This window comes from Gelria sp. Kuro-4 (assembly GCF_019668485.1).
In the GTDB taxonomy this organism is placed as follows: Bacteria; Bacillota; DTU030; order DUMP01; family DUMP01; genus DUMP01.
This window is the reverse complement of sequence record NZ_AP024619.1, coordinates 1,193,817-1,214,843: the sequence shown is the minus strand read 5'-3', so window position 1 is coordinate 1,214,843 and position 21,027 is coordinate 1,193,817. Positions and strand designations below refer to the sequence as shown.

The following is a 21,027-nucleotide window of genomic DNA, read 5'->3' as shown; positions in this document are numbered from 1 at the left end:
GTAAGGTTTCCTCTTTCATTATAATACGCTGCCGCAGCGCGGGTAAAGGGGTTTTGGACAGGCCCCCACACGGCAGCATAAAAGAAGGGCCGGGAAAGAAGGCTCACCAGAGATCATCCAGCACGGAGCCTTCTTCCTGTCCCATCCGAAGTACCAGCGCCCGCGCGGTGACGTTTACCTCCCGCACCACCAGGCCCGTGAGTTCCTCCAGCCCCCCCTTGATGCGGCGCTGGATCTCAGTAAGGAGCGGTGGAATCAGGGTGAACCCTTCCACGGCCACCTCCACGTCCAGCCGGAGCTCGTGCCTTTCGTCTTGTACTGCAACCTTGAGCACGCGCGCCAAACCGGGCGTTCCCCGGCACAGCTCCCGCGCCAGGCTGCCGAGCGCTCCCTCGGCGATGGACAGCCGCCCGATGTAGCTGAAGGTGGGCCGCACAATGCTCTTTTCCTCGCGCCGCAGGCTACGCTCCCGCCCGGCGGAGGGGAAAAAGTAGTGCAAGGGGTCCACCAGGATTCCGGGTAGGTTCTTTTTCACCTCTATCGTCGGTACGGGAATCACGTGCTTGCCTTCGCGGGCGCGGGCCTCGCGGGCGCGGGCGATCTGCCGGGGCGTGGCGACCTCCTCGATGTGAATCACCTGTACCGGCGGCGGCAGGCCGAGTCGCTCCTCAACCCGCTCCAACATGCGCTCGGAGGTGGTGATCACCAAAAGGCGGGGCGGGTTGAGCTCCGCGAGCTTGCTGCGCACGCCGGCGGCGTGCTCCGGATCTGTGAAGATGGCGCGCCGTACCGCCTGGAGCTTGGTGGGCTCGCGCTTGGCCGAAAAGCCGGCCACAATGCGGCTTCCCTGGATAAGCAGGCCGTCGTCCAAGATGGTGTCGATGTCGTGCGCGTAGGCCACGGCCTGGGCGTGGTGGCTCTTGCCCGTACCGCTCGGGCCAACCAGGGCGTAAACCTCCATAGTTTCTTCCTCTCGACGCTCTCGGCAAGTATGTATCAGAGCTCGATCAAACCCAGGCTGATCATCAGCCCGTGGTTGATCTTTTCCATGATGTCGCCTTCCAGGTGACCGATGCGGCTCTTAAGGCGCTTCTTGTCGATGGTGCGGATCTGCTCCAGGAGGATCACCGAATCGCGTTCCAGGTTGAACTCCTCCGCTTTCAGCTCCACGTGGGTGGGCAGGCGCGCCTTGTTGATTTGGGAGGTAATCGCCGCCACAATGGTGGTGGGGCTGTACCGGTTGCCGATGTCGTTTTGCAGCACCAGCACAGGCCTGATCCCTCCCTGTTCCGACCCTATCACCGGGCGTAGGTCCGCATAAAAAATGTCGCCGCGCTGAACTATCACCATTTACTCACTCTCCACTTTGGTCAGGAAGGACTGCAACACCTCGTCGGTATCGTCCTCGCTGGGAAGCCCTTCCTCGGCCAGCTCGAGATTTATTCTAGCCATCTCCAGATACCCGTTTTTCATGCGATCGCGCAGTTCCCGCCGCTTGCGCTCTTCTAAGAAACGGTTCAGCGCCTCGCGGATGAACTCACTCCGGCTTCCTTTTTCCAAGGCGACCATCCCGTCCACTTCCTGGAGCAGGTTGGTGGGCACCGTTATCATGATGCGCTTGAGCTCGGCCACAAGAAGGCACCTCCGTATAGCAAGCGGTATATACGCGGTGACAGCTTAATTATATATGTGGCTGGCAGGTCCTGTCAACGCGCGTCGGCGCCCCGGCCGGTGGTATTAAGTGGCAGGGTGCCGGAATCCCCCCTAGCGGGTGTACATCACCGGGCCAGGCACTTCACTCCGCAGTACGGCGGCGAGCGCCGCCGGCAACGCCTGGAGGACATCCCCAGCCGTGAGGCCGCGCGCACCCCGGGCCTGTTCCGCCGCCAAATCACCGGCCAGCCCGTGCAGAAAGGCCCCCGCCGCGGCCGCCTTAAGCGGCTGCAGCCCCTGGGCCAGGAGGGCCGCGATCACGCCGGTGAGCACGTCGCCCGTGCCGCCGGTGGCCAGGCCGGGATTGCCGGTGGGGTTAAGGTAGCAGGTACCGTCCGGGGCGGCAATAACGGTGCGCGCCCCCTTGAGCACTACGGTGGCGTTCCAGCTCTCGGCCACCTCGCGCGCCAGCGGCAGGCGGTGCGCCTGCACCTCGGCCGGCGTGCTGCCGGTGAGCCGTGCCAGCTCGCCCGGGTGGGGGGTGAGGATAACCGGCGCTGCCGCCTCGCTCAGCACCTCGGTCCGCCCGGCCAGGGCATTAAGCCCATCTGCGTCCACCACCAGCGGCACGGGGCTTTCCCGCACCAGTTGGGTGATAAGTTCCGGCAGCTCTTCACCGCGTCCCAGGCCCGGGCCCACCGCCAGGGCGCCCGCCTGCGCGGCGCGCTCGAGGATAGTCCCTGCCGCGGCGGCCGCCAGGGTGCGGTCCTCCGCCTCCGGGAGCGGCGCCGTCATCACCTCGGTGAGTTTAACCTCCATCAGGTCGTGCAGGCTCTCGGGCACGCCCAGGGTCACCAGCCCTGCGCCCGCGCGCAGCGCCGCTTCGCTGGCCAGGCAGGCCGCGCCGGTGAGGCCGGGCGAGCCGCCCGCCACGAACACCCGCCCGCGTTCGCCCTTGTGCGCGGCCGGGCCCCAAGCCGGAAGCCAGCCGGCCACGTCCGCGCCCTCGGTGAGGAAGACACCCGGCTCCTGCCCGCAGTACGCCGCAGCAGGGATACCTATGTCGGCCACGTATACGTCCCCCGCCAGCGCTGCGCCGGGATAGGTGAATAGGCCGGCCTTAGGCCGTCCCACGGTCACCGTGTAGCGCGCCCGCACCGCCGGTCCGGTGACTTCGCCGGTATCGGCGTTGAGCCCCGAGGGTAGGTCCACCGCCACCACCGGCACGCCGGCGCCGTTGATGGCCGCAATGGCAGCGGCCGGCGGCCCGCTCACCGGCCCGCGCCCGCCGGTACCCAGAAGGGCGTCCACCTGGAGGTCGCCCGAAGCCGCCACCACCCCGGCGGCGGCGATCTCCGCCTCGCTCCAGGCCTGGTTCACCGGGATGGCCAGGCGCCGCAGCACCTCCAGGTTCTGCCGCGCCGCCCCCGTGATCTCCTCCGGGTGCGCCGTCACCAGGAACACCTCCACATGGTAGCCGGCCAGGCCCAGTCGCCGGGCCGCCACGTAGCCATCGCCCCCATTATTCCCCTTACCGGCCCACACGAAAATGCGGCCCCGCCCCGGCTTCTCCTGGAGGAGCTTAAGGCACAGTTCCGCCACCTGCCGGCCGGCCTCCTCCATGAGCACCGCAGCCGGGAGCCCCACCTCCTCTATGGCGTAACGGTCCGCCGCCCGCGCCTGGGCCGCTGTCACCAACCGCACCTTGTCTTCCCCCCAGTTTTAGTTCATCTCAGGCCCGGCCTTGAGGGCCATGGCCTGCGCCAGGGCGTGCTCCCGGGTGTGCGAGAGCGAGAGCAGGATCTTCTCCACCCCCAGCGCCCGGGCGCGCGCCAGCGTGGCCCCGGCCAGGCGCACCGCCGGCCGGCCCGAGGCCGCGTTCACCACCTCAATCTCGCGCCAGCGAAAGCCCCCCAGTCCCAGGCCCAGGGCCTTGGCCACCGCCTCCTTGGCGGCAAAGCGCGCCGCCAGGGACCCGTCCCCTTCCCGCTTGGCCGCGCAGTACGCGCGCTCCCCGGGGGTGAAAAGCCTCACCAGGAAACGTTCGCCCCAGCGCTCCCGGGCACGCCGGATGCGCTCCACCTCCACCAGGTCGATGCCGCAACCTACCACAGTCTTCGCTCCTTCAGCCTGTCCTTCCTGCATCTTTTGTCCTTCATCTCTTCGCTATTATACCAAATCCTGCCCCTTGCTACCAGGACAAACCAATTTTGTTAGTGTCAAGACCTAGTAGGCAAGATTGCACCCAAATCCCGAGATTGATGAATGGGAACGTATCAGGCAACGTAACCGGCTTCCACCAGCGGCCTAAGCACGTGCTTTATCCAGGCCTCACCGGCCGAGGGGCCGCTGATGGCCGGAACGATGGCTTTGAGCCACTCTCCCTCCTCCTTGCCCTTCTTCCTAGTTGCTTGGTTCCGGTCGGCCATCCGTTGGGTCAGGTTGGTAATCCTCTCGGTGTCCAGGGGCCGAGTATGCTTCAAGAGGTTTTCGAGGGTCCCTTCTTCCCGCAGTGCCAGAAGGCGGGGCATGTAATCGCCTCCCTTAAGCCCCCAGCGGGCTCCGCGGCGCTTCATCCGCCGCGCGACAATACGCCAGTTATGGCCTTCAATGGTACCCAGGGTCGGACCATCGAGGGTCGCTTGGATACCATCCCAGTTGCCGAGTATGTAGGCAGCCAGGGCTTGTACCCGTTTGCGAGCTGCCCCCTTTCGTGTCTTGGCGGCCAAGCGCAGAGCTTCTTCCGCCTTGCGCTTAGAATTGTCCCTGAGGGCTGCCGCTAACGCTTCGCGGGCGGAAGAATCGTCCCCCAAGGCCTCGGTCACGCGCTTCTTGAGGTGGAAGGGGTCGAGGTGGTAGGTAGCGTTCTGGAAGTATTCCTGGCCCTCTTTGACCCATTCTGCTCCGTCGCCGCCGATGTGAACCGAAGGTATGCCCGACATATCCCAGACCTCTCCGAAGGCGGCACTGGCCTCTTCCCAGATCGCCCTGCTGTTTACAAGACCGGCGACCTGGTGCTTTTCCTTGAGCACGCGCCGCGGCTTCTTCTTGGTTCCGACGTTCTCTTTGCCTTCGTAGCCCACAACGACGCGGACCTCAGCGCGCCGGGCGGCGGCCCGCTGCAGCTTGATCGCTACTCCATCGGCTTCGATGTAAAGCTCCGGCGGCCGCCGGGTGCCGTCCGGCACTACTCCATCTTCGAAAACTGCTTCGCGTCTAGCCTGGGCTTCTTTGGCCGCTGCTGCGCCGGCCTGTTGGAAGCATTTCCACACGGTCATGGCGCTTACCCGGGGAACCAGCAGGCCGATGATCTTGGCGGCCTGCCGGAAGGGAACATCAAGACCGATCAGCTGGCACATCTGGGCGAGGTTCCCGGAAATTCGGGCATAAGCGGGCAGCCCGAGCACCTCATCCAGGAGAAACACTGTCTTACCGGTCTCGGTGTCCCGATAGAGCCTGCGCTTTATCTTGAGGGCGCCAAACAGTGTCAGTATCGTTCGGGAGCGAGTTCCGACCAGGCGAAGGGAGTCTTCTCGCTGGGCCATAAGTTCTTGGTCCATGGCTTCCAAGATTGCTCCCAGGAGGTCGGCCGCCACCTGCTGGGTGAGAGCCTGCACTCCCCGCTCTAGTTCTGACATATCGTGGCTCTCGCGTAGAAGGGTTAGAATTCCTTTGATCAGAAGAAGGACTGCATCAACAGCGTGGCGAATACTTAACATGAGAGATCTCACGCTCCTTGGCGGGATTTGGGTGGCCTTCCAGACCAACCCTCCGCCTCGGAGCGAGGAGGTGGTGGCCAGCGAACTGACGGACGTTTCTCGGGTTGGAACAGCAAACGAAGGGAGGGGAGCAGCATGCCGACCGTTGTTGTTCTGGGAACCATGGACACCAAGGGAAAAGAGCTGGGTTACGTCCGCGACGTCATCCGCGCCCAGGGCGTGGACACCCTGCTCGTGGATATGGGGGTGCTGGAGCCGCCGGCGGTGGCACCCGACGTCACGCGCGAAGAGGTGGCTGCGACCGCCGGAATTGACCTGCCCGCCCTTGCCGCCGGGCGCGACCGGGGCGAGGCCGTGGCCGCCATGACGCGCGCCGCCGCGGTGATCGCCCGCCGGCTTTACGCTGAGGGCCGGCTGGACGGCATCATCAGCCTGGGCGGTTCGGCCGGGACCACCATCGGCACCGCCGCCATGCAGGCCCTGCCTGTGGGCGTGCCCAAGGTGATGGTCTCCACCCTGGCCTCAGGCGACACCCGGCCCTACGTGGGGACCAAGGACATCACCATGATGTACTCGGTGGTGGACATCTCCGGGCTCAACCGCCTGTCGCGCCGCATCCTGGGCAACGCCGCCCGCGCCGTGGCCGGAATGGTCCAGGGCCAGGCGGAGGAAGCTGCGGCGGATAAACCCATCATCACCGCCACCATGTTCGGCGTGACAACGCCCTGCGTCACCGCCGCCCGTGAGTATCTGGAGGGTCGGGGTTACGAGGTGCTGGTTTTCCATGCCACCGGGACCGGCGGCCGCGCCATGGAAGGGCTGATTGAAGACGGCTTCGTCAGCGGCGTGCTGGACATCACCACCACCGAGTGGTGTGACGAGCTCGTGGGCGGGGTACTCTCTGCCGGGCCGCACCGCCTGGAGGCGGCCGGGAAAAAGGGGATCCCCCAGGTGGTCTCCGTCGGCGCCCTTGACATGGTGAACTTCGGCCCGCCGGACACCGTACCGGAAAAGTTCAAGGGCCGCCGCTTCTACCCGCACAACCCCACGGTGACCCTCATGCGCACCACACCGGAAGAGTGCGCGGAGCTGGGACGCATTATCGCCGCGAAGCTCAACGCGGCCACCGGCCCCACCGTGGTGGTGCTGCCCTTAAAGGGCGTCTCCATGATCGACGCGCAGGGCAAACCCTTCTATGACCCGGAAGCCGATGCCGCCCTCTTCGACGCCCTGCGCGAGCACCTGCGCCCGGACATCCGCCTGGTGGAGCTGGACGCCCACATCAATGACCCGGAGTTTGCCCTTACCATGGCGCGCATCCTGGAGGAACTCCTGGAAGCTGAGTAGGTTAATCCGTCTCCCGGCAAGCAGTCAACTTGTGAAGGAGGTAAACACAATGGGAAAGCGTATTTCGCGCAGCGAAGCCCTGGCGAAACTTAAGGCCGAGATTGCCGCCGGGCGGCCGATCATCGGCGCCGGCGCCGGTACCGGTATCTCCGCCAAGTTCGCGGAGAAGGGCGGCGTGGATATCATCATCATCTACAACTCCGGCCGTTACCGCATGGCCGGCCGCGGCTCCCTGGCGGGGCTGCTCCCGTACGGCGACGCCAACGCCATTGTCATGGACATGGCCCGCGAGGTGCTGCCGGTGGTGGACCACACCCCGGTACTGGCCGGCGTCTGCGGCACCGACCCCTTCCGGCTCATGGACGTCTTCCTCGAGGAAGTGAAGGCCGCCGGCTTCAGCGGCGTGCAGAACTTCCCCACCGTAGGGCTCTTCGACGGCGTCTTCCGCCAGAACCTGGAAGAAACCGGCATGGGCTACGGGCTCGAGGTAGAGATGGTGCGCAAGGCCCACGAGCTCGACCTCCTCACCTGCCCCTATGTCTTCAGCCCTGCGGATGCCCGCGCCATGGCCGAGGCCGGAGCAGACGTGCTGGTGCCGCACATGGGCCTGACCACCAAGGGCTCCATCGGCGCCCACACAGCCGTTACTCTGGACGAGGCGGCGGAGCGCGTCCAGGCCATGCACGACGCCGCCAAGGAAGTGAACCCGGACATCATCGTCCTTTGCCACGGCGGCCCCATCGCCGAGCCGGAGGACGCCCAGTACATCCTGCAGCACACCCAGGGCATCGCCGGCTTCTTCGGCGCCTCCTCCATTGAGCGCCTGGCCACCGAGCGCGCCATCACCGAACAGGCCAAGCGCTTCAAGGGCATCAGCTTCTGATTAAGTCTTGTGTCACCTGGTGGCACGGCGGCATGCGCAGCGGCCCCTACTACCACAACATGGTGGGTATCCTCACCGAGGCGGCCAGCGTGAAGATTGCCACCCCCATCGAGATTCCGTTTGAGAAGCTCACTTCATCCACCCGCGGCCTGCCCGACGACGTGATAATCCTCCCGGACACCACGTTAAAATCCCTGAAGGAAGGCCTCAAGCCGGGCAGCTACCCTGCAGAGTATACGGGCGGCCTGGGCGAGGCGGGCCTGGCGAATCTCAAGGCTTTTGTGGAAGCGGGCGGCACCCTGGTGACGCTGGACAGCGCCGGCGAATTTGCTACCGATTACCTGGGCGTGGCCGCCACCAACGTCCTCAAGGGTGTAAGCAACCAGGAGTTCTACTGCCCCGGCTCCATCTTGGAAGTGGACGTGGACACTGCGCACCCGGTGGCTTACGGCCTAAGCCCGCAGACTGCCGCCTACTTCGTGCACAGCCCGGCCTACACCGTGGGCGAGGGCCTGCGCGTGATCGGAAGCTACCCGCAAGGGAAAGACCCGCTCCTTTCCGGCTGGCTCATGGGGCCACAGTTCATCCAAGGCAAGGCAGCGCTGGTGGAAGCGCCGTACGGCAAGGGCCGCGTCATCCTCGTGGGCTTCCGTACCCAGCACCGGGGCCAGCCGCACGGTACGTACAAGGTGCTCTTCAACTCCATCTTCTACGGTGCAGCCGAACCGGTCGACTAAGCGCAGGAAGAGTCTCGCAGGACAACTTCTGGATCCTCCGCCACTTTTGGGCGGAGGATCCAATTATTTTCGGGTCCGGGCAGGAAACTCGTTCCTTCTGTCGAATAGTATGATGTAGGAAAAGTTGGCAGAGGGGTAGGTATTTTTATGTTCAGCAAGCGATCTTTCGTAAGGGAAAGTGGGTCCTGCAACTTTTCCAATGCGAAAAATGTACTCCGGCCGTGCCTGCGCCTCAGCGCGGCCACGGCGGCGGCAGTGGTTCTGCTGAGCGGCACCCCGGCGTGGGCTGCCGTGCATACCGTGGTACCGGGTGAAAGCCTCTGGAGCATCAGCCGGCTGTACGGCACCACCGTGGAGGAGCTCCAGGCGGACAATAACCTCAAGGGCGATCTCCTCATGCCCGGCCAAAAGCTCACGGTGCCGGAGAAAGTCGTCTCCGCTCCGGCGGCCGCTGCTACCGCTACAGCGCAAAAGGCTCCAGCTCCCGCACCGAAAGCCCCGGCGCCGCAAGTCCGGCATACTGTTCAGGACGGCGAAACCCTGCACGGCATCGGCCAAAAATACAGCGTCAGCCCCGAAGCCATTATGGCAGCCAATAAGCTCCAGTCCGACTTGATCCACCCCGGCCAGGTGCTGGTCATCCCCGTCGTGGATTCCGCTAAAGACAAGCGGGTTACAGCCGAGCTTTCCCGCGGCGGGACCGACCGGGGCGACAGCGAAATGCTCCTCAGCTTCGCCACGTCCCTCTTGGGGCGGCCTTATCGCTACGGAGCATCCGGCCCCAGCGCCTTCGACTGTTCCGGGTTTACCGCCTACGTCTTCAGCCAGTGGGGCCACAGCCTGCCCCACAACGCCGCCGGTCAAGCCGCCTTTGGCCAGCCCGTCGGCCGCGATGCTTTGGAACCCGGGGACCTGGTGTTTTTCGGCTACTACGGCAGTCGCGACATCCGGCACGTGGGGATCTACGTGGGCGGCAACCGCTTCATCCACGCCTCCACCTCAGGCGGCGTCAAGTACTCCTCCCTGGCCGAAGCGTACTACAGCAACAACTACAAGGGCGCCCGGCGATTGCTTTAGGCTTGTCGTTCCGGCGCCGCCGGTAAGATTTGTAGGAATAGAAAAGGGTCCCAAAGCGGGATCCTTTTCTTGTTGTCTCCCCAATATTCGCCTTGTCCCGCCTATCCCCGGCACAACCTTTCATCCGCCCATCAACGTGCAAAGAACACCGCCAGGCAGCCGGGACCGGTGTGCGTGCCGATGGTGGCTGAGATCTCGCCGGTGACCACCTCGCGGACGCGGAAGCGCTCCCGGATCGCCTGGGCCAGCTCTTCCGCCGCTTCCGCCACATGCCCGTGCGCGATGCCCACCACCTGCGCCGCCAGGTTCTTCCCCTCTTCCGCCATGATCTCCAAGAGGCGCCGCACCGCCTTGCGCCGGCCGCGTATCTTCTCCCGCACCGCAATGCGCCCGGCGGCATCCAGCTCAAACACCGGCTTAATCTCCAACACCGTGCCCAGGAAGGCCTGAATCCGGTTGATGCGGCCTCCCTTGCGCAGGTTCTCCAGCGTGTCCACCGTGAAGATAGAAGCCAGATGCGCCCTTTCCTTCTCCAGCATAGCGGCAATCCCGGCCCCGCTCTCACCCGCCTCCGCCAGCCTGGCCGCCCGGAGCACCAGAAGCCCTTCCCCGGTGGAGGCCGAGCGCGAATCGACCAGGAAGATCCGATTCTGCTCCTCGGCGCTGAAGGTGGCCTTGGCCGCGCAGGCACTCTCCCAGGTGCCGCTCAGCCCGGAGGAAAGCGTGATCACTATCACCTCGTCAGCTTCCACCAGGGCCTCCCTTAGAAGCCCGGCAAAGGCGTGCGGGGAGGGCTGTGCCGTCATGGGCAGAGCGCCGCCCGCCGCCAGGCGCGTGTAGAACTCCGCGCGCGTCAGGTCCACGCCGTCCGTGAACGTGCGGTCGGGAAACGTCACAGCCAGCGAAGCAAATTTTATCCCATGGGTTGTGAAAAACTCCGGCGGCAGATCGCAGGCCGAATCGGTGATCACCCGTATCGCCAACTCCAACCACCCCTCCTCCCAGCTCGGGGTCCGCTTTTAATCCGCTATTATGCTTCGCCGCGCGGGGTGTTAATTCCTTTTTCTAGAAGCCCCGGAGCGTTAGAAGAGTACCGGCGCAAGCTCTTCCTGGAGGAGGCCAACCAGGCTTTTGCGGAATTGAGGAAAGATCCCACGGCCTGGCAAGAGGAGCTTGAGGGGCGTAGGATTGGGGATGGGACCTTCACTCTGTTGGCCAGCGCAGAAATGGCTTCAATGGTGCATGTTTACGTTTTCCCATGTCTTACCGCCATCCATGGTCGCGAAAAGCACACCGTCTCTTAGAACGTATCCGGTTTTCTCATCTACAAAATCCATTATCAATGTGCGGCCTTTAAGGTCCGCTGATTTGCAGACGATGTTCCAGGTCTTCCCGCCATCACCGATTCTATAGATTGTCCCGTTATGATCCAACAGGAAGCCGCTTTGGGGAGTGGGGAAGGAATAGACCTGCTGATAGAGGTATATATTGTCGACCGGTGCAGACAGAGCCCAGGTCTTCCCACCATCGGCAGTCAGGTAGAATACCACGGCACGTTTTCTATCACCGACAAATTCTATGGGGAGCAGCCCTTTGTTCCTATCCCCTTTAAAGAAAACCGGGGGATAGGCATTGGCATAGGCGCGCTCCTGGAATTCCTTCGGATAGGGCAGTGACATCCTATCCCATTTTTTTCCACCATCAGTGGTCTTAAAGACGAGCATGTACTCTTGGCCGTGATAAGAACTGGTTATCCAGCCTACAGCTTGATCCCGAAACGCTATTCCTGTAGGATAGCTTTCGACCATCGAGGTGATGTCTCCTATCCGCACCCAGGAGTTCCCACCATTCTTAGTCCGATAGAGCGCCTTGTTCATTTGGCCGGCGGCAGGAGAAGACGTTAAAAGTATATAACCAATTTGTCTATCGACAAAGCTGACAAAAATTCCTTCCCCTTCCCACGGTTCCTTGGTAGGCAAGCTAACGGTGTTCCAACTCCTGCCGCTGTCCCGGGTATGATACACTCTCACCACAGTGGCCCGATCACCGTGGCTGACCAACCAGGCAATCCAGGCCTCTTTTTCATCAGCGAAGTATGTCCCGCATCCATTTACATCGCCGGACTCAGCTCTCTGTTCCATTGTAAGTACTTCATCCCACTCCTTACCGCCCTCCCTTAGGCGGTAAACCGTGTTCTCTTTTACTCCCCAACCATTATTGCGGTCGATCATGTCTACAAAATCAAGGGCGTCGGCTTTGCTGGTCGGTACTGTTGCACGCATTGAATTTGGGTCGCTCCTTCGGGACGGCACTTCTCCCCTGCCGACCACCCTTTGGCAACCTGTGAGTGCTATTAACAAGATGACGAGTAAGATTAGAAGCTTTTTCAACGCTACACTCCCCCTCGTGCAATACAGTCAGTTTGGTTTTTTGTGAAAAAGGGTAATGGCGTGGCGGTGCTCTGGTATAGAGTCGAGGCCGGAGTTTCCGGCGTGTGCCTGTATCCGCTAGTTCCGGGCACCTGGGAAGCCCTCCCAGGTGCCCGGAACTAGTCAGCTCTTGCGGGCGCCTGTCCCAGAGTACCAGAACTTACTTGTCACTCAACGCGTAAAGCTGCCCATCTTCGCTCCCGCAAAAGACTATCCCCTCCGCCACCACCGGCGAAGACTCAATACCGGCTCCGGTCTGGAACTTCCACTCCAGCCGGCCCGTTTGAGTATTAACGGCGTAAAGGTAGCCGTCCCGGCTGCCGAAGTAGACCGTGCCGGCCGCCACAGCCGGCGAAGAATACACGCCGTCTCCGGTGGAAAACTTCCATTTGAGGTGGGGTGACTCGCCGGGACCATGGGTACGGTACACCCCACTCCGCTGAAGATCTCCGCGAAAGGCGGCCTCACTCTGCTCCGGCACTCCAAATGCGCTGGGCCCTTCTTGCCGCTGGGGCGCGGGCGGCACGTCAATCGGCCCCTCAGTCGGCCCGGCGGCCTGTTCGTTCGCCGGCTTACTCGCCGGCGCTTCCGGCGCCGGAGCGCCGCTCCCGGCCGGTGCAGCCGGGGAACACGCAGCCAGCGCCATACTCAATGCTAAAAGCAGGGCTCCGAAGCCCAGTCGCTTTACCCTCACCACAACACTCTCCTTTCTTCCGGCAACAGGTGCAGGCCTCGAACTGGCTCACAGTGAAACAGGCGCCGCAGGCGCATCCAGGCGTTCGTCGGCGGTCTCCATCTTGTACGGCATACCTTGGTCCCAGTCCGGAACTCCAGACGATCAGCTCGGGCCTCCCATGGTTAAAGACGTAATCCCCGTCCAAAGGTTCCCTACATCTTCCCCCTGTTCACCCCACACCCTCTCTCCAGAAACGCCGGGCACCTGGGGGATACCCCCAGGTGCCCGGCACGCGGCGACACCTCACGGAAGGTACGGCACAGGATTCACCTTTTTCCCCTGGAACCAGACCTCGTAATGAACGTGCGGGCCGGTACTCCGGCCGGTACTTCCGACATACGCAATGACGCTGTTTCCTTTGACCTCCTGCCCGACTCGAACCTGGATCCGGCTGTTATGCCCGTAAGCCGTTCGATAACCGTACCCGTGATCGAGAATCACCAGCCGTCCGTAGCCACTGCGCCACCCGGCAAATACTACACGCCCGTCGGCCGTGGCACGCACCGGCGAACCGTAAGGAGCCGCAATATCGATTCCTTCATGGACCTCATATCCCCCACCGAAGGGCGAACGACGGCTGCCGAACGAAGAAGTGATGCGGCCGTTTACAGGCCACATGTTCGGCCGGTGCGCCATTTTCTTCTGATACCGTTCAACATCATCCACTAAACCGGTTAAACTTCGTCTAAGCACGCCTGCCCGTTCTGATTGCATCTTTAGCGACCGGGATAAGACTTCGACTGAGAGAGTTCGATTCGGCAGCCCGCCGGGCGATTCCTGCTTCTTCCCTGCTTCGGGGCTTAAAAGACGCGTCTCCTGACGCAGTTTCGCCTCTACCTCAGCTACCGCTGCCAGTTCCTTATCCAGGTCGGCGGCTTGTTGCGACAGCGCTCGTATTTGTCGGGCCTGCCGGGCATTGGCGGCCCGCAGCTGCACAACCTCCTGCACGGTTTTCCGAAGGTTCGCGTAATCGTAGCCGAGCCACAGGACGGCGGCCAGGCAAGCGACGGCAACCATGGCCATTTGCTCCAGGCTCAGAGGCACCCGCCAACGGCGCGTACCTTTTTCCCAGTGTGGGACCAGCAACACGGTGACGGCGGCCGGACGAAAAAAGCGGCACAAAAAGCGTAACCAAGTTCTACCTGCATGCAGTCGGCCCTACCTCCATACTGTAAACCGCAACGCAGCCGATACTCCGCGAGCGCAGGGACGGCCGCGCAATCGGCTCCGTCCCAGTCGTCGGCTAAAAGCTGGTGATGAAACAAGGTTCCTGCTGTTCTTTTTCCAGAGCCTCAGCCCGGTACGTTTTTTTGTTCTCTTCGGATGCTGCGCACAGCTGTCCGGCGGAAGTGTCTCGCCTCAAAGGCACTGTCCGTGCCTGTGCCTCCTGAGAGACCAAGCGCGGACCAACCACTTTTTCTGCCGGTCTTGAAGAGGTTTCTGTTCCATCCCCGCCGTCATTGGGGCGAAAGACCGCGCCCTCGGCCAAGATCAACTTTTTGTACCTTACTTGGCCGTACAAGCGGCCCTCCCGCCGGATTACCAGCTCTTCAACATCGACATCGCCGTACACTTCCCCGGCAATATCAAGATAAGCTGCTTTAACATTGCTCTTACAGCAGCCCGTGGGCGCCACAATGACCTTATCGGCTCCAGTTATGGACCCTTCCGTTCTGCCGTAAACCTCTACAACCGTCTCTGGCACAACCATTTCAGGTTCCCTGATCTTCGGTCTGTTTGTCCGAAGCCCCAGCACGTCCTACCCGCACCTCCCTGCCGTCGATGCTTCCTCGTACCAAGTTAGCCGGCATTGCCCTACTGGACGCCCTCCGAATTAAAATCACCCCATAGCCGATTGGCCCAGGATAGGTAGCCGCGACTGTTGGCCGTGGAGGGGTTAGGCACCAATTCGGCCTGCGGCAGATGGCTTAGTAGGTAGGTGCTCAGAGCCTGACCACCCCCACCGCTCAGCAGCAGGCGATCGAAGTCGAGCACCCTCCATTTAGAGGTGACTTCAATGAGCAGTTTGTTTGCCAGTTGCTGAAACGCTTCGTTACGGATAGCGGTAATGTCTATCGGCCGCCCGGATACAGTAATCATTCCCTTGATCACGCTTTCGTCCAGGGCGAAGCTCTCGCGGTCCAACCCGTAATTACTTATGATTTGCTCACCGATGTCAGTGTAGGTGGCGGATATGCCGACCGGAATGGTATAGCTGTTGCTCGGAATAAACTCCCCGTCCTCGATGGCGGCCAAATCCGTGGTCCGGAATCCGATGTCAATAATCCCCACCCGACCCTCAAAGGTACGCTTCTCCCGGCCCTGCAGGTCTAAGGTCTGAGCCCAGTAAGTTCCCACCGGTTGGGGCACAACATCCAGGTCGTCAACACGGATCGTCGTCTCTTGATAAGCCCGGTTACGGTAAAGCGAAACCGTATACTCGCGCGCGAACCTGTTTATCAGGTCGTCCGCCAGGTACATGCGGCCCGGCGGCATACCTGTGACCACTTTAAACCGGTTCTGTTTGTCCTGGCAGAAGAAGCTCAAGGCGCTCAAGAACAGCACCTTGAGGTCTTCGTTCTGGGTGCGCATGTCGGACAAGTCTCGGATGGCAAACCGGGAATGCCGCAAGGCGGCTTTACCTACAAAATACAATTGGTTATCGATCACCACCCTTAGATCGTTAATGCGTTCCACCTGAAGCGAGGTCCGATATATGGTCTTGGTGTGGCCGTTGCCGACAACGCTGGGAAAAGCGTACCCGTACTCCCCGTCCGTTACCTTTACGAACCCATAGCCGATGTCCAAACCCACGACGCACTGCACGGAAACAAACACCTCTTTCCTCGCTGTTTTACTTTTGCTCATCCCCGCTCCAGCCAAGATTCTTCCGCAGCATGATGGTTCTCCTCAACCGCCGGTATGTGTCTCGCCTCCTTGACGTGAAAAATCAAAAGCTGCTTGTCCAGCAGCCGGTTGCGCCACTGGCTCCCCGCTGCCACAAACGCCCGCATTCAGGCGGCGGATCCTAGCCTCTGTATCGAGTATTTGCCGTGTTATCACAATAGTGGTGCTAATTAGCAGGTTTAGACGGCTCTTTTTCTGCCGATCGGTCGGAAATAAAAGCTGGGTTTGTCCTTCACTGAGGCCCTCTTTGGATACCGTAGTTCTGCAGTTTGGTGCCTAACCGTCCAAGCGTGCGGCAACGGGGGTGATCTTCTCGTCTCACTACGTCACCAGCATAATAAAAATAAAGTCATATGACCAGTTACTTCGGTCACATGACTTGGTAATCATCTCGTCCTCAGGCGCTGTGGGACAAAGGAAGGGTGAGGGTAATGCTCAAGCCTTCCCCGGGCCGTGTATCAACTTGCAGCGTCCCCGCAAGCTCCTCCGCTCTTTCGCGCATGGAGTTCAAGCCGAAGCCGAACTTAACCTTTTCCGCCCCCCGACCATAATCCTTCAGCACAAACCGGAGCTGTTCGCCCTCGACGGTCAGCTGGAAATCAAAGGAACGGCTGCGGCCGTGCCGAATGCCGTTGGTTATACCCTCCTGCAGAGCACGGTAAATTACGTGCCGCTGGGTCGGGCTCAGTTTGATGCCGGGGGAAAACCGATACTTTATCGATACGCCCGTGCTCTGCATAATCGCCTGCAGGAGACCCGCTAAACGCGCGGTATCATCCTCCGAGTCGTCCTCGTGCAGCAGGTGGACCGAGCGGCGCACTTCGTCTAAACCCCGGCGCACTTGCTCTAAAGCCGCCTGCATTTTTTCCTGTGCCCGCCGGCTGTCCCGAACCAGCAGTCTCTTGCCGGCTTCTATCTGCAGCAGCACACCCGTCAACGTGTGCCCGAGGGTGTCGTGAATCTCCCGGGCGATACGGTTGCGCTCCTCCAACCTGGACTGCTCCACCAGGGCGTTCACCGTCTCCCGGTGCACCTGCGCCAGTTCGTCCGTCCTTTCCTTCACCTTTTCCTCCAGGGTGGCGTTCAGCTCCTCCAGGCGCCGGTAAAGTCGGGCGTTTTCGATGGAAATGGCGATCTGGCCGGAGAGCAGTTTCAGCACTTCCGCCCGGGCAGGATGAAAACAGCCGGCGGTGCGTCGGTTTTCCAGGTACAGGACACCGACAAGCTGGTTCTGGTGCACAATGGGCAGGCAAAGGAGTGAAGCCGGCCGCTGCTCGGCAATGTAGGCGTCGTCGTAAAACATTTCCTCCTCTGCCGCCTTGTCGAGCACGACCATTTGCCGCGTCCCGGCCACAAAACAGACTACTTTGCGCGGTAAGAACGGCGCCGCGTCCACGGGCAGAGACTGCAGTACTTCAATCCTGCGCTCGCCGCCGTGGCTCTTGAACACGGCCTCCACATAGAGCTCGCCGCTTTCTTCCAGCAAGAGAACAGCGCTTTCCGCCCCTGCGTCTTGCGCCAAGAGATACATCATTTGCTGCAGGAGCTTTTCCAGCCTGATCTCTTGGGACAGAATCCGGGTGCTGCGCAGCAGGGCGTCGATGTCTATGGCCCGCGTCAGGTCGGGGGCCTTAGCCTCTGCACCCGCGGCGAGTATTTCGGTATTGTGCTGCGGCCCCAGCGTCTTCGGCAGCCAAGGGTGCTGTCGATCAAGCCGCCCCACCTTGGTTACCGCTCCCCACTGCCGGTACCCTTCTCGAGCCTCCTCCAAGTATTTCCCGGCCGCCGTGGGCAGGCCGCCGGCCAAATGGAAGCGGGCCGCGCACTCGCAGGCCACGGCCGCCGCGTGGACATAACCGTATTGCCGGGCCGAGGCGGCGGCCGCTTCGTAAAGCCGGGCCGCCCGCGGCCACCTGTGTCGCACCCGGGCGAGTTCGGCCGCCACCAAGAGCTGCTTGTGCGCAAAATTCGCCGGGCAGCGCCGGGCCCAATCCCGGAGCCGGCGATAACCTTGGGCCACCCGGCGCCGGGCGGAAGCCCTTTCTTTTCCGCCGAGGCGCTCATAACAGGCCAGGAGCGTCAGGCAGGTATAGAAATCCAGATCGGCCAGGTAGACTTCGCCGAAGTAGAGCGCCCGCAGCCGATCCGCTTGGGCCAGCAGCAGCCGCGCCTGGTCGTACTCCTCAAGAAGATAGCAGAGCTGCCCTTTCAACAGGTAGTAATCGAACTTGTCCCGCTCCCTTACCTTGAGACCTTGGAAGGTGCCAAGGAAATCCTCCTCCTCGAGGGTCTCGTCGCTGAAGCTGTCCGGCTGCTTTGTCAGCCCCTGCAGGCTGCGCACGAACTGCCGGTAAACGGTCAGGGTGTGCCGGTAGTAAGGATCCCGGATCCGCGGTGCGAAGGCCAGGTTTTCTTCTATCTGTCGGGCCAGCTCCGCCAGCGGAACGCTCTGAAAGTGAGCGTTGATCACCTGAAAGGTCATGGCATAACCCGCGACGGTCAGGTCGCAGGCGGTCAGGCCGCATTCCTTGGCACGTGCCAGGTAGGGCTCCGCCTCACGGATATGTTCCAGCCAGGGGAGACAGAAGGCGCCATAGAGGAAGTTTACCAGGGATTTTTCCGCTTCGCTGCTGTACTGTTCCGCCAGGTACAGCGCTGCGCGGCCGAGAGCCCTCCCCCAGTTGAAGTTTTTCAGCCGCACAATGTAGACCATGGCCAGAGTTACATACGCATTAGCGGAATTGGGAAACCCGCCGTAACGCAGGGAGAGCTCGCAAATCTTCAGGGATAGGGCGAGCAGCAGATCGTCGTCCAAGTTGTAGACGCAGGGGCCCATGGCGATCAAGAGGTCACAAGCCGCCTGCTTTTCGGGGTCGACTGCAGGAGCTACGGCGGTTAAGCGTTTGACACCGCCCCGGCGGAGCAGTACCTCCACTTTTATCAACTCTCGCACCATGTACGGGAGAGACGGCTTTTCCGGGAGCAAGCAGCCCAGTTCCCGCAGTCCCTTTATCCCCACTTGGATGGCCTCCCGGTTAAAGCCCTTCTTGGTGGCAAAAAGAATCTTGATCAGGTACAGCTTGGTCCGTTCGAGCTTGGGTTCAACTCGAGCTTCCAGCTGCTGGTAGAAGGCATCGCCGGCTGCAAAGTCGCCGCACAGGTAGAGGCACTCCAGGTACTCCAGGTTCAGCTGGAAAGCAAGGGTGTGGTGCTCCTCCCAGGCCTTGTCCGGGAGGATGTCCAGGGCCGTCCGGAAGTACTCCCGTGCAGCCGGAAAGGCGGCCGTTTGTTTAGCCTGTCGGCCCGCCAAGAGGTTCAGCCGCGCAGCCTGGAGCTCTTCGCCCCGCTGCTGCACAATACCTAGGCCCAGGTTCAGATGATTGACGGCGGCCAATAAAACAGCCCGCTCGGCCTTGCCCTCCAGCTCCGCCGGGCTGCGTCCACCTAAGAGCAGATGGGCCAATCGGTAGTGAACGGCCGGCCTTGCGGAGGTGGAAACCAGCTGGTAGGCCGCCTGGTGCACCCGGTCGTGGACAAAGCTGAAAGTGCCCTCTGGCCCACGCTGCAGCAGGCCCTCCTCCACCAAGCGGCTGAGGCTCACAGCGGTGCCAGGCAGCTCTTGCCCGGCCAGCTCGGCCACGAGATCGGGACTGAAGTGGGTACCGATACACGCCGCCAAGCAGAGCACGTTCTTGTCCGGTGCGGGCAGCAGCTCAATCCTCTGGAGCAGAAGGCCGACAACATCGCCGCCGAACAAGGTGTCTTTCTCCCCGTGCAGATCCCACTGCCAGCCGCCGCTCTCCGGTTTATACACTATTAACCCTTGTCTGAACATGGTATGCAGGACTTCCTTAATGAACAGGGGATTGCCGCCCGTTTGCGCCTGCAGAAACCGGGCCAGCGGTTTGGCCTCTTCCCGGCTGCAGCACAGAGTAGCAGCCACTATCTGCTCCACCTGGTCCTGCTGCACCGGACCGAGGGCCAGCTGCCGCACCTTCACCCCCAGCCCCTGGAGGTTGGCCGCGGTCTGCCGCACAATATGCTCCTTGGGCACTTCCGCCTCCCGGTACGCGCCGAGTACGAGGACATGCCTCAGGCCGCCCTCGGCAAGAACCGCCTCCAGCAGCCGCAAAGACCCTGGGTCGGCCCACTGCAGGTCGTCCAGGATGAGCACCAAGGGCCTGTCCTTCACGGCCGAGAGCTGCATCAACTGGGACAGCGCGTGGTGCAGGCGCTCTTCCGCTTCCAAGGAGGACCCCACCTGGGCCTCAGGCAGCTCGCCGGTGAGTTGTTCAATCCCCGGCACTATTTCCGCCACCAGAGAAAGATTGACCCCCAGCCGTTTCAGCAGCCTCTCTTTCCAGGCTGCCGCCTCTTCTTTACCTTGGCTCAGGATCCAGGACAAAACGTGCTCAAACGCCTGGGCCACCGGGCGATACTGGGCCTCGGTAGGCAGCGGTGGAAACTTGCCGTCGCCAAAGGTGGCCCGCCCGCGGGCCCGTCGGCGGAATTCCTGGAGCAGCCGGCTCTTGCCCACGCCCGCCTCGCCGGCCACAAGAACAACCTCGGTACCACCAGCCGCCGCCCGCTCCAGCGCCGTCCATAAAAACTTCAGCTCCTCATCCCGGCCGTAAAATCCCTCGGTGACACGGAACACACTGGTGACGTCGTGGCAGGCCAGCGGAAAAGAGGAAACCCTTCCGTGCCGCCGCCACTCGGCCAGACAGCGCTCCAGATCTTTTTTTAGGCCGTACGCACTCTGGTAGCGGGACTCCGGGTCCGGCGTCAGGCAGCGCAGCACTATGCGCGCCACGGTTTCCGGCACCCGGGGGTTCAGCTGGGAGGGCGACGGGATCTCCCGGGTCGCCACGGCATGAAACCACTCCAGGGGATTGTGGTCTGGAACGGGAAGCCTACCTGTGAGCATCTCGTAGCAGAGCACGCCGGCCGCGTACACGTCGGCCCGTGCGTCCACCGAGCGGCTGAAGCGCCCCGTCTGCTCCGGCGCCAGGTAGGCCAAAGGCTCCAAACCAGTGGCGATACCTAAAGCGTCTTGCCCGCCGTCCGGCGTCCCCGTCCGGCCGGCGCAGCTCAGATCCGCAAAGTAGAGCGCCTTGTCTCGCTCGTCGAAAAGCAGCACATCAGGGCCGAGCCGGCCCAGGATCACGTTTTGCCGGTGCAGCTGGAACAGGTTCTCCGCCAGCTGAACAGCCAAAAGGAGAGCGTCCTCCAGGGAGAGCAACCCCCGGTTAAGACGCTCCCGCAGGAAGACGCGGTGCTCCAGTTCAGCCTCCAAGAGCGGGGTCCCGTCGGCCAGCTCGACGGCCTTGAAGGCCAGTTTACCAGGAAAGGCCAGCCGGGCACAGAGGGCCAGTTCGCGCCGGATCTGTGCCTTGGCCTGCTCGAAATCACTGCCGCTGCACGGCAGTTTAATGAGCACCCGCCGCCCGCTGCCCGACACCAGTGCCCGAAAGGCAGCTGTATGCGGCGTCTGAAAAACCTTATCCTCTATCTGGTACCCCGGCACCATGTTCAGGCC

17 protein-coding genes and 1 riboswitch are annotated in these 21,027 nt (G+C 62.2%); of the genes, 4 read left to right on the top strand and 13 right to left on the bottom strand.

Going from position 1 to position 21,027, the window contains the following annotated elements; genetic code table 11:
• Positions 1 to 103: 103 nt before the first annotated feature.
• The 6 genes from K5554_RS06035 to K5554_RS06010 form a co-directional block, all read right to left on the bottom strand.
• Positions 104 to 961, bottom strand: a complete 858-nt coding sequence (locus K5554_RS06035) for an Asp23/Gls24 family envelope stress response protein (RefSeq protein WP_221040241.1) — start codon at positions 959 to 961, stop codon at positions 104 to 106.
• Between the two features lie 35 nt (positions 962 to 996).
• A complete protein-coding gene (locus K5554_RS06030; protein WP_221040527.1) occupies positions 997 to 1,347 on the bottom strand; it encodes a type II toxin-antitoxin system PemK/MazF family toxin in 351 nt (116 codons plus the stop codon).
• Between the two features lie 3 nt (positions 1,348 to 1,350).
• Positions 1,351 to 1,611 (bottom strand): CopG family ribbon-helix-helix protein, encoded by a 261-nt coding sequence (locus tag K5554_RS06025; protein WP_370636969.1) that lies wholly within the window; start codon positions 1,609 to 1,611, stop codon positions 1,351 to 1,353.
• A 153-nt stretch (positions 1,612 to 1,764) separates the two neighbouring features.
• The gene (locus K5554_RS06020; RefSeq protein ID WP_221040239.1) at positions 1,765 to 3,357 is read right to left on the bottom strand and encodes an NAD(P)H-hydrate dehydratase; all 1,593 of its coding nucleotides are present in this window, start codon (positions 3,355 to 3,357) and stop codon (positions 1,765 to 1,767) included.
• 18 nt (positions 3,358 to 3,375) lie between these two features.
• A complete protein-coding gene (acpS, locus tag K5554_RS06015; protein WP_221040238.1) occupies positions 3,376 to 3,798 on the bottom strand; it encodes a holo-ACP synthase in 423 nt (140 codons plus the stop codon).
• 131 nt (positions 3,799 to 3,929) lie between these two features.
• Positions 3,930 to 5,291 (bottom strand): ISLre2 family transposase, encoded by a 1,362-nt coding sequence (locus tag K5554_RS06010; protein ID WP_221040237.1) that lies wholly within the window; start codon positions 5,289 to 5,291, stop codon positions 3,930 to 3,932.
• Between the two features lie 216 nt (positions 5,292 to 5,507).
• Between K5554_RS06010 and K5554_RS06005 the strand changes: the two genes are divergently transcribed.
• From K5554_RS06005 to K5554_RS05990, 4 genes are all read left to right on the top strand, one after another.
• Positions 5,508 to 6,719: a Tm-1-like ATP-binding domain-containing protein gene (locus tag K5554_RS06005; protein ID WP_221040236.1), complete on the top strand. Its 1,212-nt coding sequence runs from the start codon at positions 5,508 to 5,510 to the stop codon at positions 6,717 to 6,719.
• Between the two features lie 49 nt (positions 6,720 to 6,768).
• Positions 6,769 to 7,602 carry a phosphoenolpyruvate hydrolase family protein gene (locus K5554_RS06000; RefSeq protein ID WP_221040235.1) on the top strand — a complete coding sequence of 278 codons (834 nt, stop codon included), beginning with the start codon at positions 6,769 to 6,771 and terminating at the stop codon, positions 7,600 to 7,602.
• 32 nt (positions 7,603 to 7,634) lie between these two features.
• Positions 7,635 to 8,339 carry a hypothetical protein gene (locus K5554_RS05995; RefSeq protein WP_221040234.1) on the top strand — a complete coding sequence of 235 codons (705 nt, stop codon included), beginning with the start codon at positions 7,635 to 7,637 and terminating at the stop codon, positions 8,337 to 8,339.
• A 147-nt stretch (positions 8,340 to 8,486) separates the two neighbouring features.
• Positions 8,487 to 9,416 (top strand): C40 family peptidase, encoded by a 930-nt coding sequence (locus K5554_RS05990; RefSeq protein WP_221040233.1) that lies wholly within the window; start codon positions 8,487 to 8,489, stop codon positions 9,414 to 9,416.
• A 131-nt stretch (positions 9,417 to 9,547) separates the two neighbouring features.
• Here the strand turns inward: K5554_RS05990 and K5554_RS05985 are convergent, their stop codons facing one another.
• The 7 genes from K5554_RS05985 to K5554_RS05955 all read right to left on the bottom strand — a co-directional run bounded on the left by K5554_RS05985 (position 9,548) and on the right by K5554_RS05955 (position 21,018).
• Entirely contained in the window at positions 9,548 to 10,405 is an 858-nt protein-coding gene (locus K5554_RS05985; RefSeq protein ID WP_221040232.1) for a DegV family protein, read from the bottom strand.
• A gap of 243 nt (positions 10,406 to 10,648) precedes the next feature.
• Positions 10,649 to 11,806 carry a YCF48-related protein gene (locus K5554_RS05980; RefSeq protein ID WP_221040231.1) on the bottom strand — a complete coding sequence of 386 codons (1,158 nt, stop codon included), beginning with the start codon at positions 11,804 to 11,806 and terminating at the stop codon, positions 10,649 to 10,651.
• Between the two features lie 199 nt (positions 11,807 to 12,005).
• A complete protein-coding gene (locus tag K5554_RS05975; RefSeq protein WP_221040230.1) occupies positions 12,006 to 12,539 on the bottom strand; it encodes a PQQ-binding-like beta-propeller repeat protein in 534 nt (177 codons plus the stop codon).
• A gap of 285 nt (positions 12,540 to 12,824) precedes the next feature.
• Positions 12,825 to 13,604 carry a M23 family metallopeptidase gene (locus tag K5554_RS05970; protein WP_221040229.1) on the bottom strand — a complete coding sequence of 260 codons (780 nt, stop codon included), beginning with the start codon at positions 13,602 to 13,604 and terminating at the stop codon, positions 12,825 to 12,827.
• 220 nt (positions 13,605 to 13,824) lie between these two features.
• Positions 13,825 to 14,337 (bottom strand): polymer-forming cytoskeletal protein, encoded by a 513-nt coding sequence (locus K5554_RS05965; RefSeq protein ID WP_221040227.1) that lies wholly within the window; start codon positions 14,335 to 14,337, stop codon positions 13,825 to 13,827.
• Positions 14,338 to 14,396: 59 nt separating this feature from the next.
• Positions 14,397 to 15,407 carry a ParM/StbA family protein gene (locus K5554_RS05960; protein WP_221040226.1) on the bottom strand — a complete coding sequence of 337 codons (1,011 nt, stop codon included), beginning with the start codon at positions 15,405 to 15,407 and terminating at the stop codon, positions 14,397 to 14,399.
• A 137-nt stretch (positions 15,408 to 15,544) separates the two neighbouring features.
• Positions 15,545 to 15,627, bottom strand: a riboswitch (cyclic di-GMP riboswitch).
• A 258-nt stretch (positions 15,628 to 15,885) separates the two neighbouring features.
• Positions 15,886 to 21,018, bottom strand: a complete 5,133-nt coding sequence (locus K5554_RS05955) for an AAA family ATPase (protein ID WP_221040225.1) — start codon at positions 21,016 to 21,018, stop codon at positions 15,886 to 15,888.
• Positions 21,019 to 21,027: the final 9 nt, after the last annotated feature.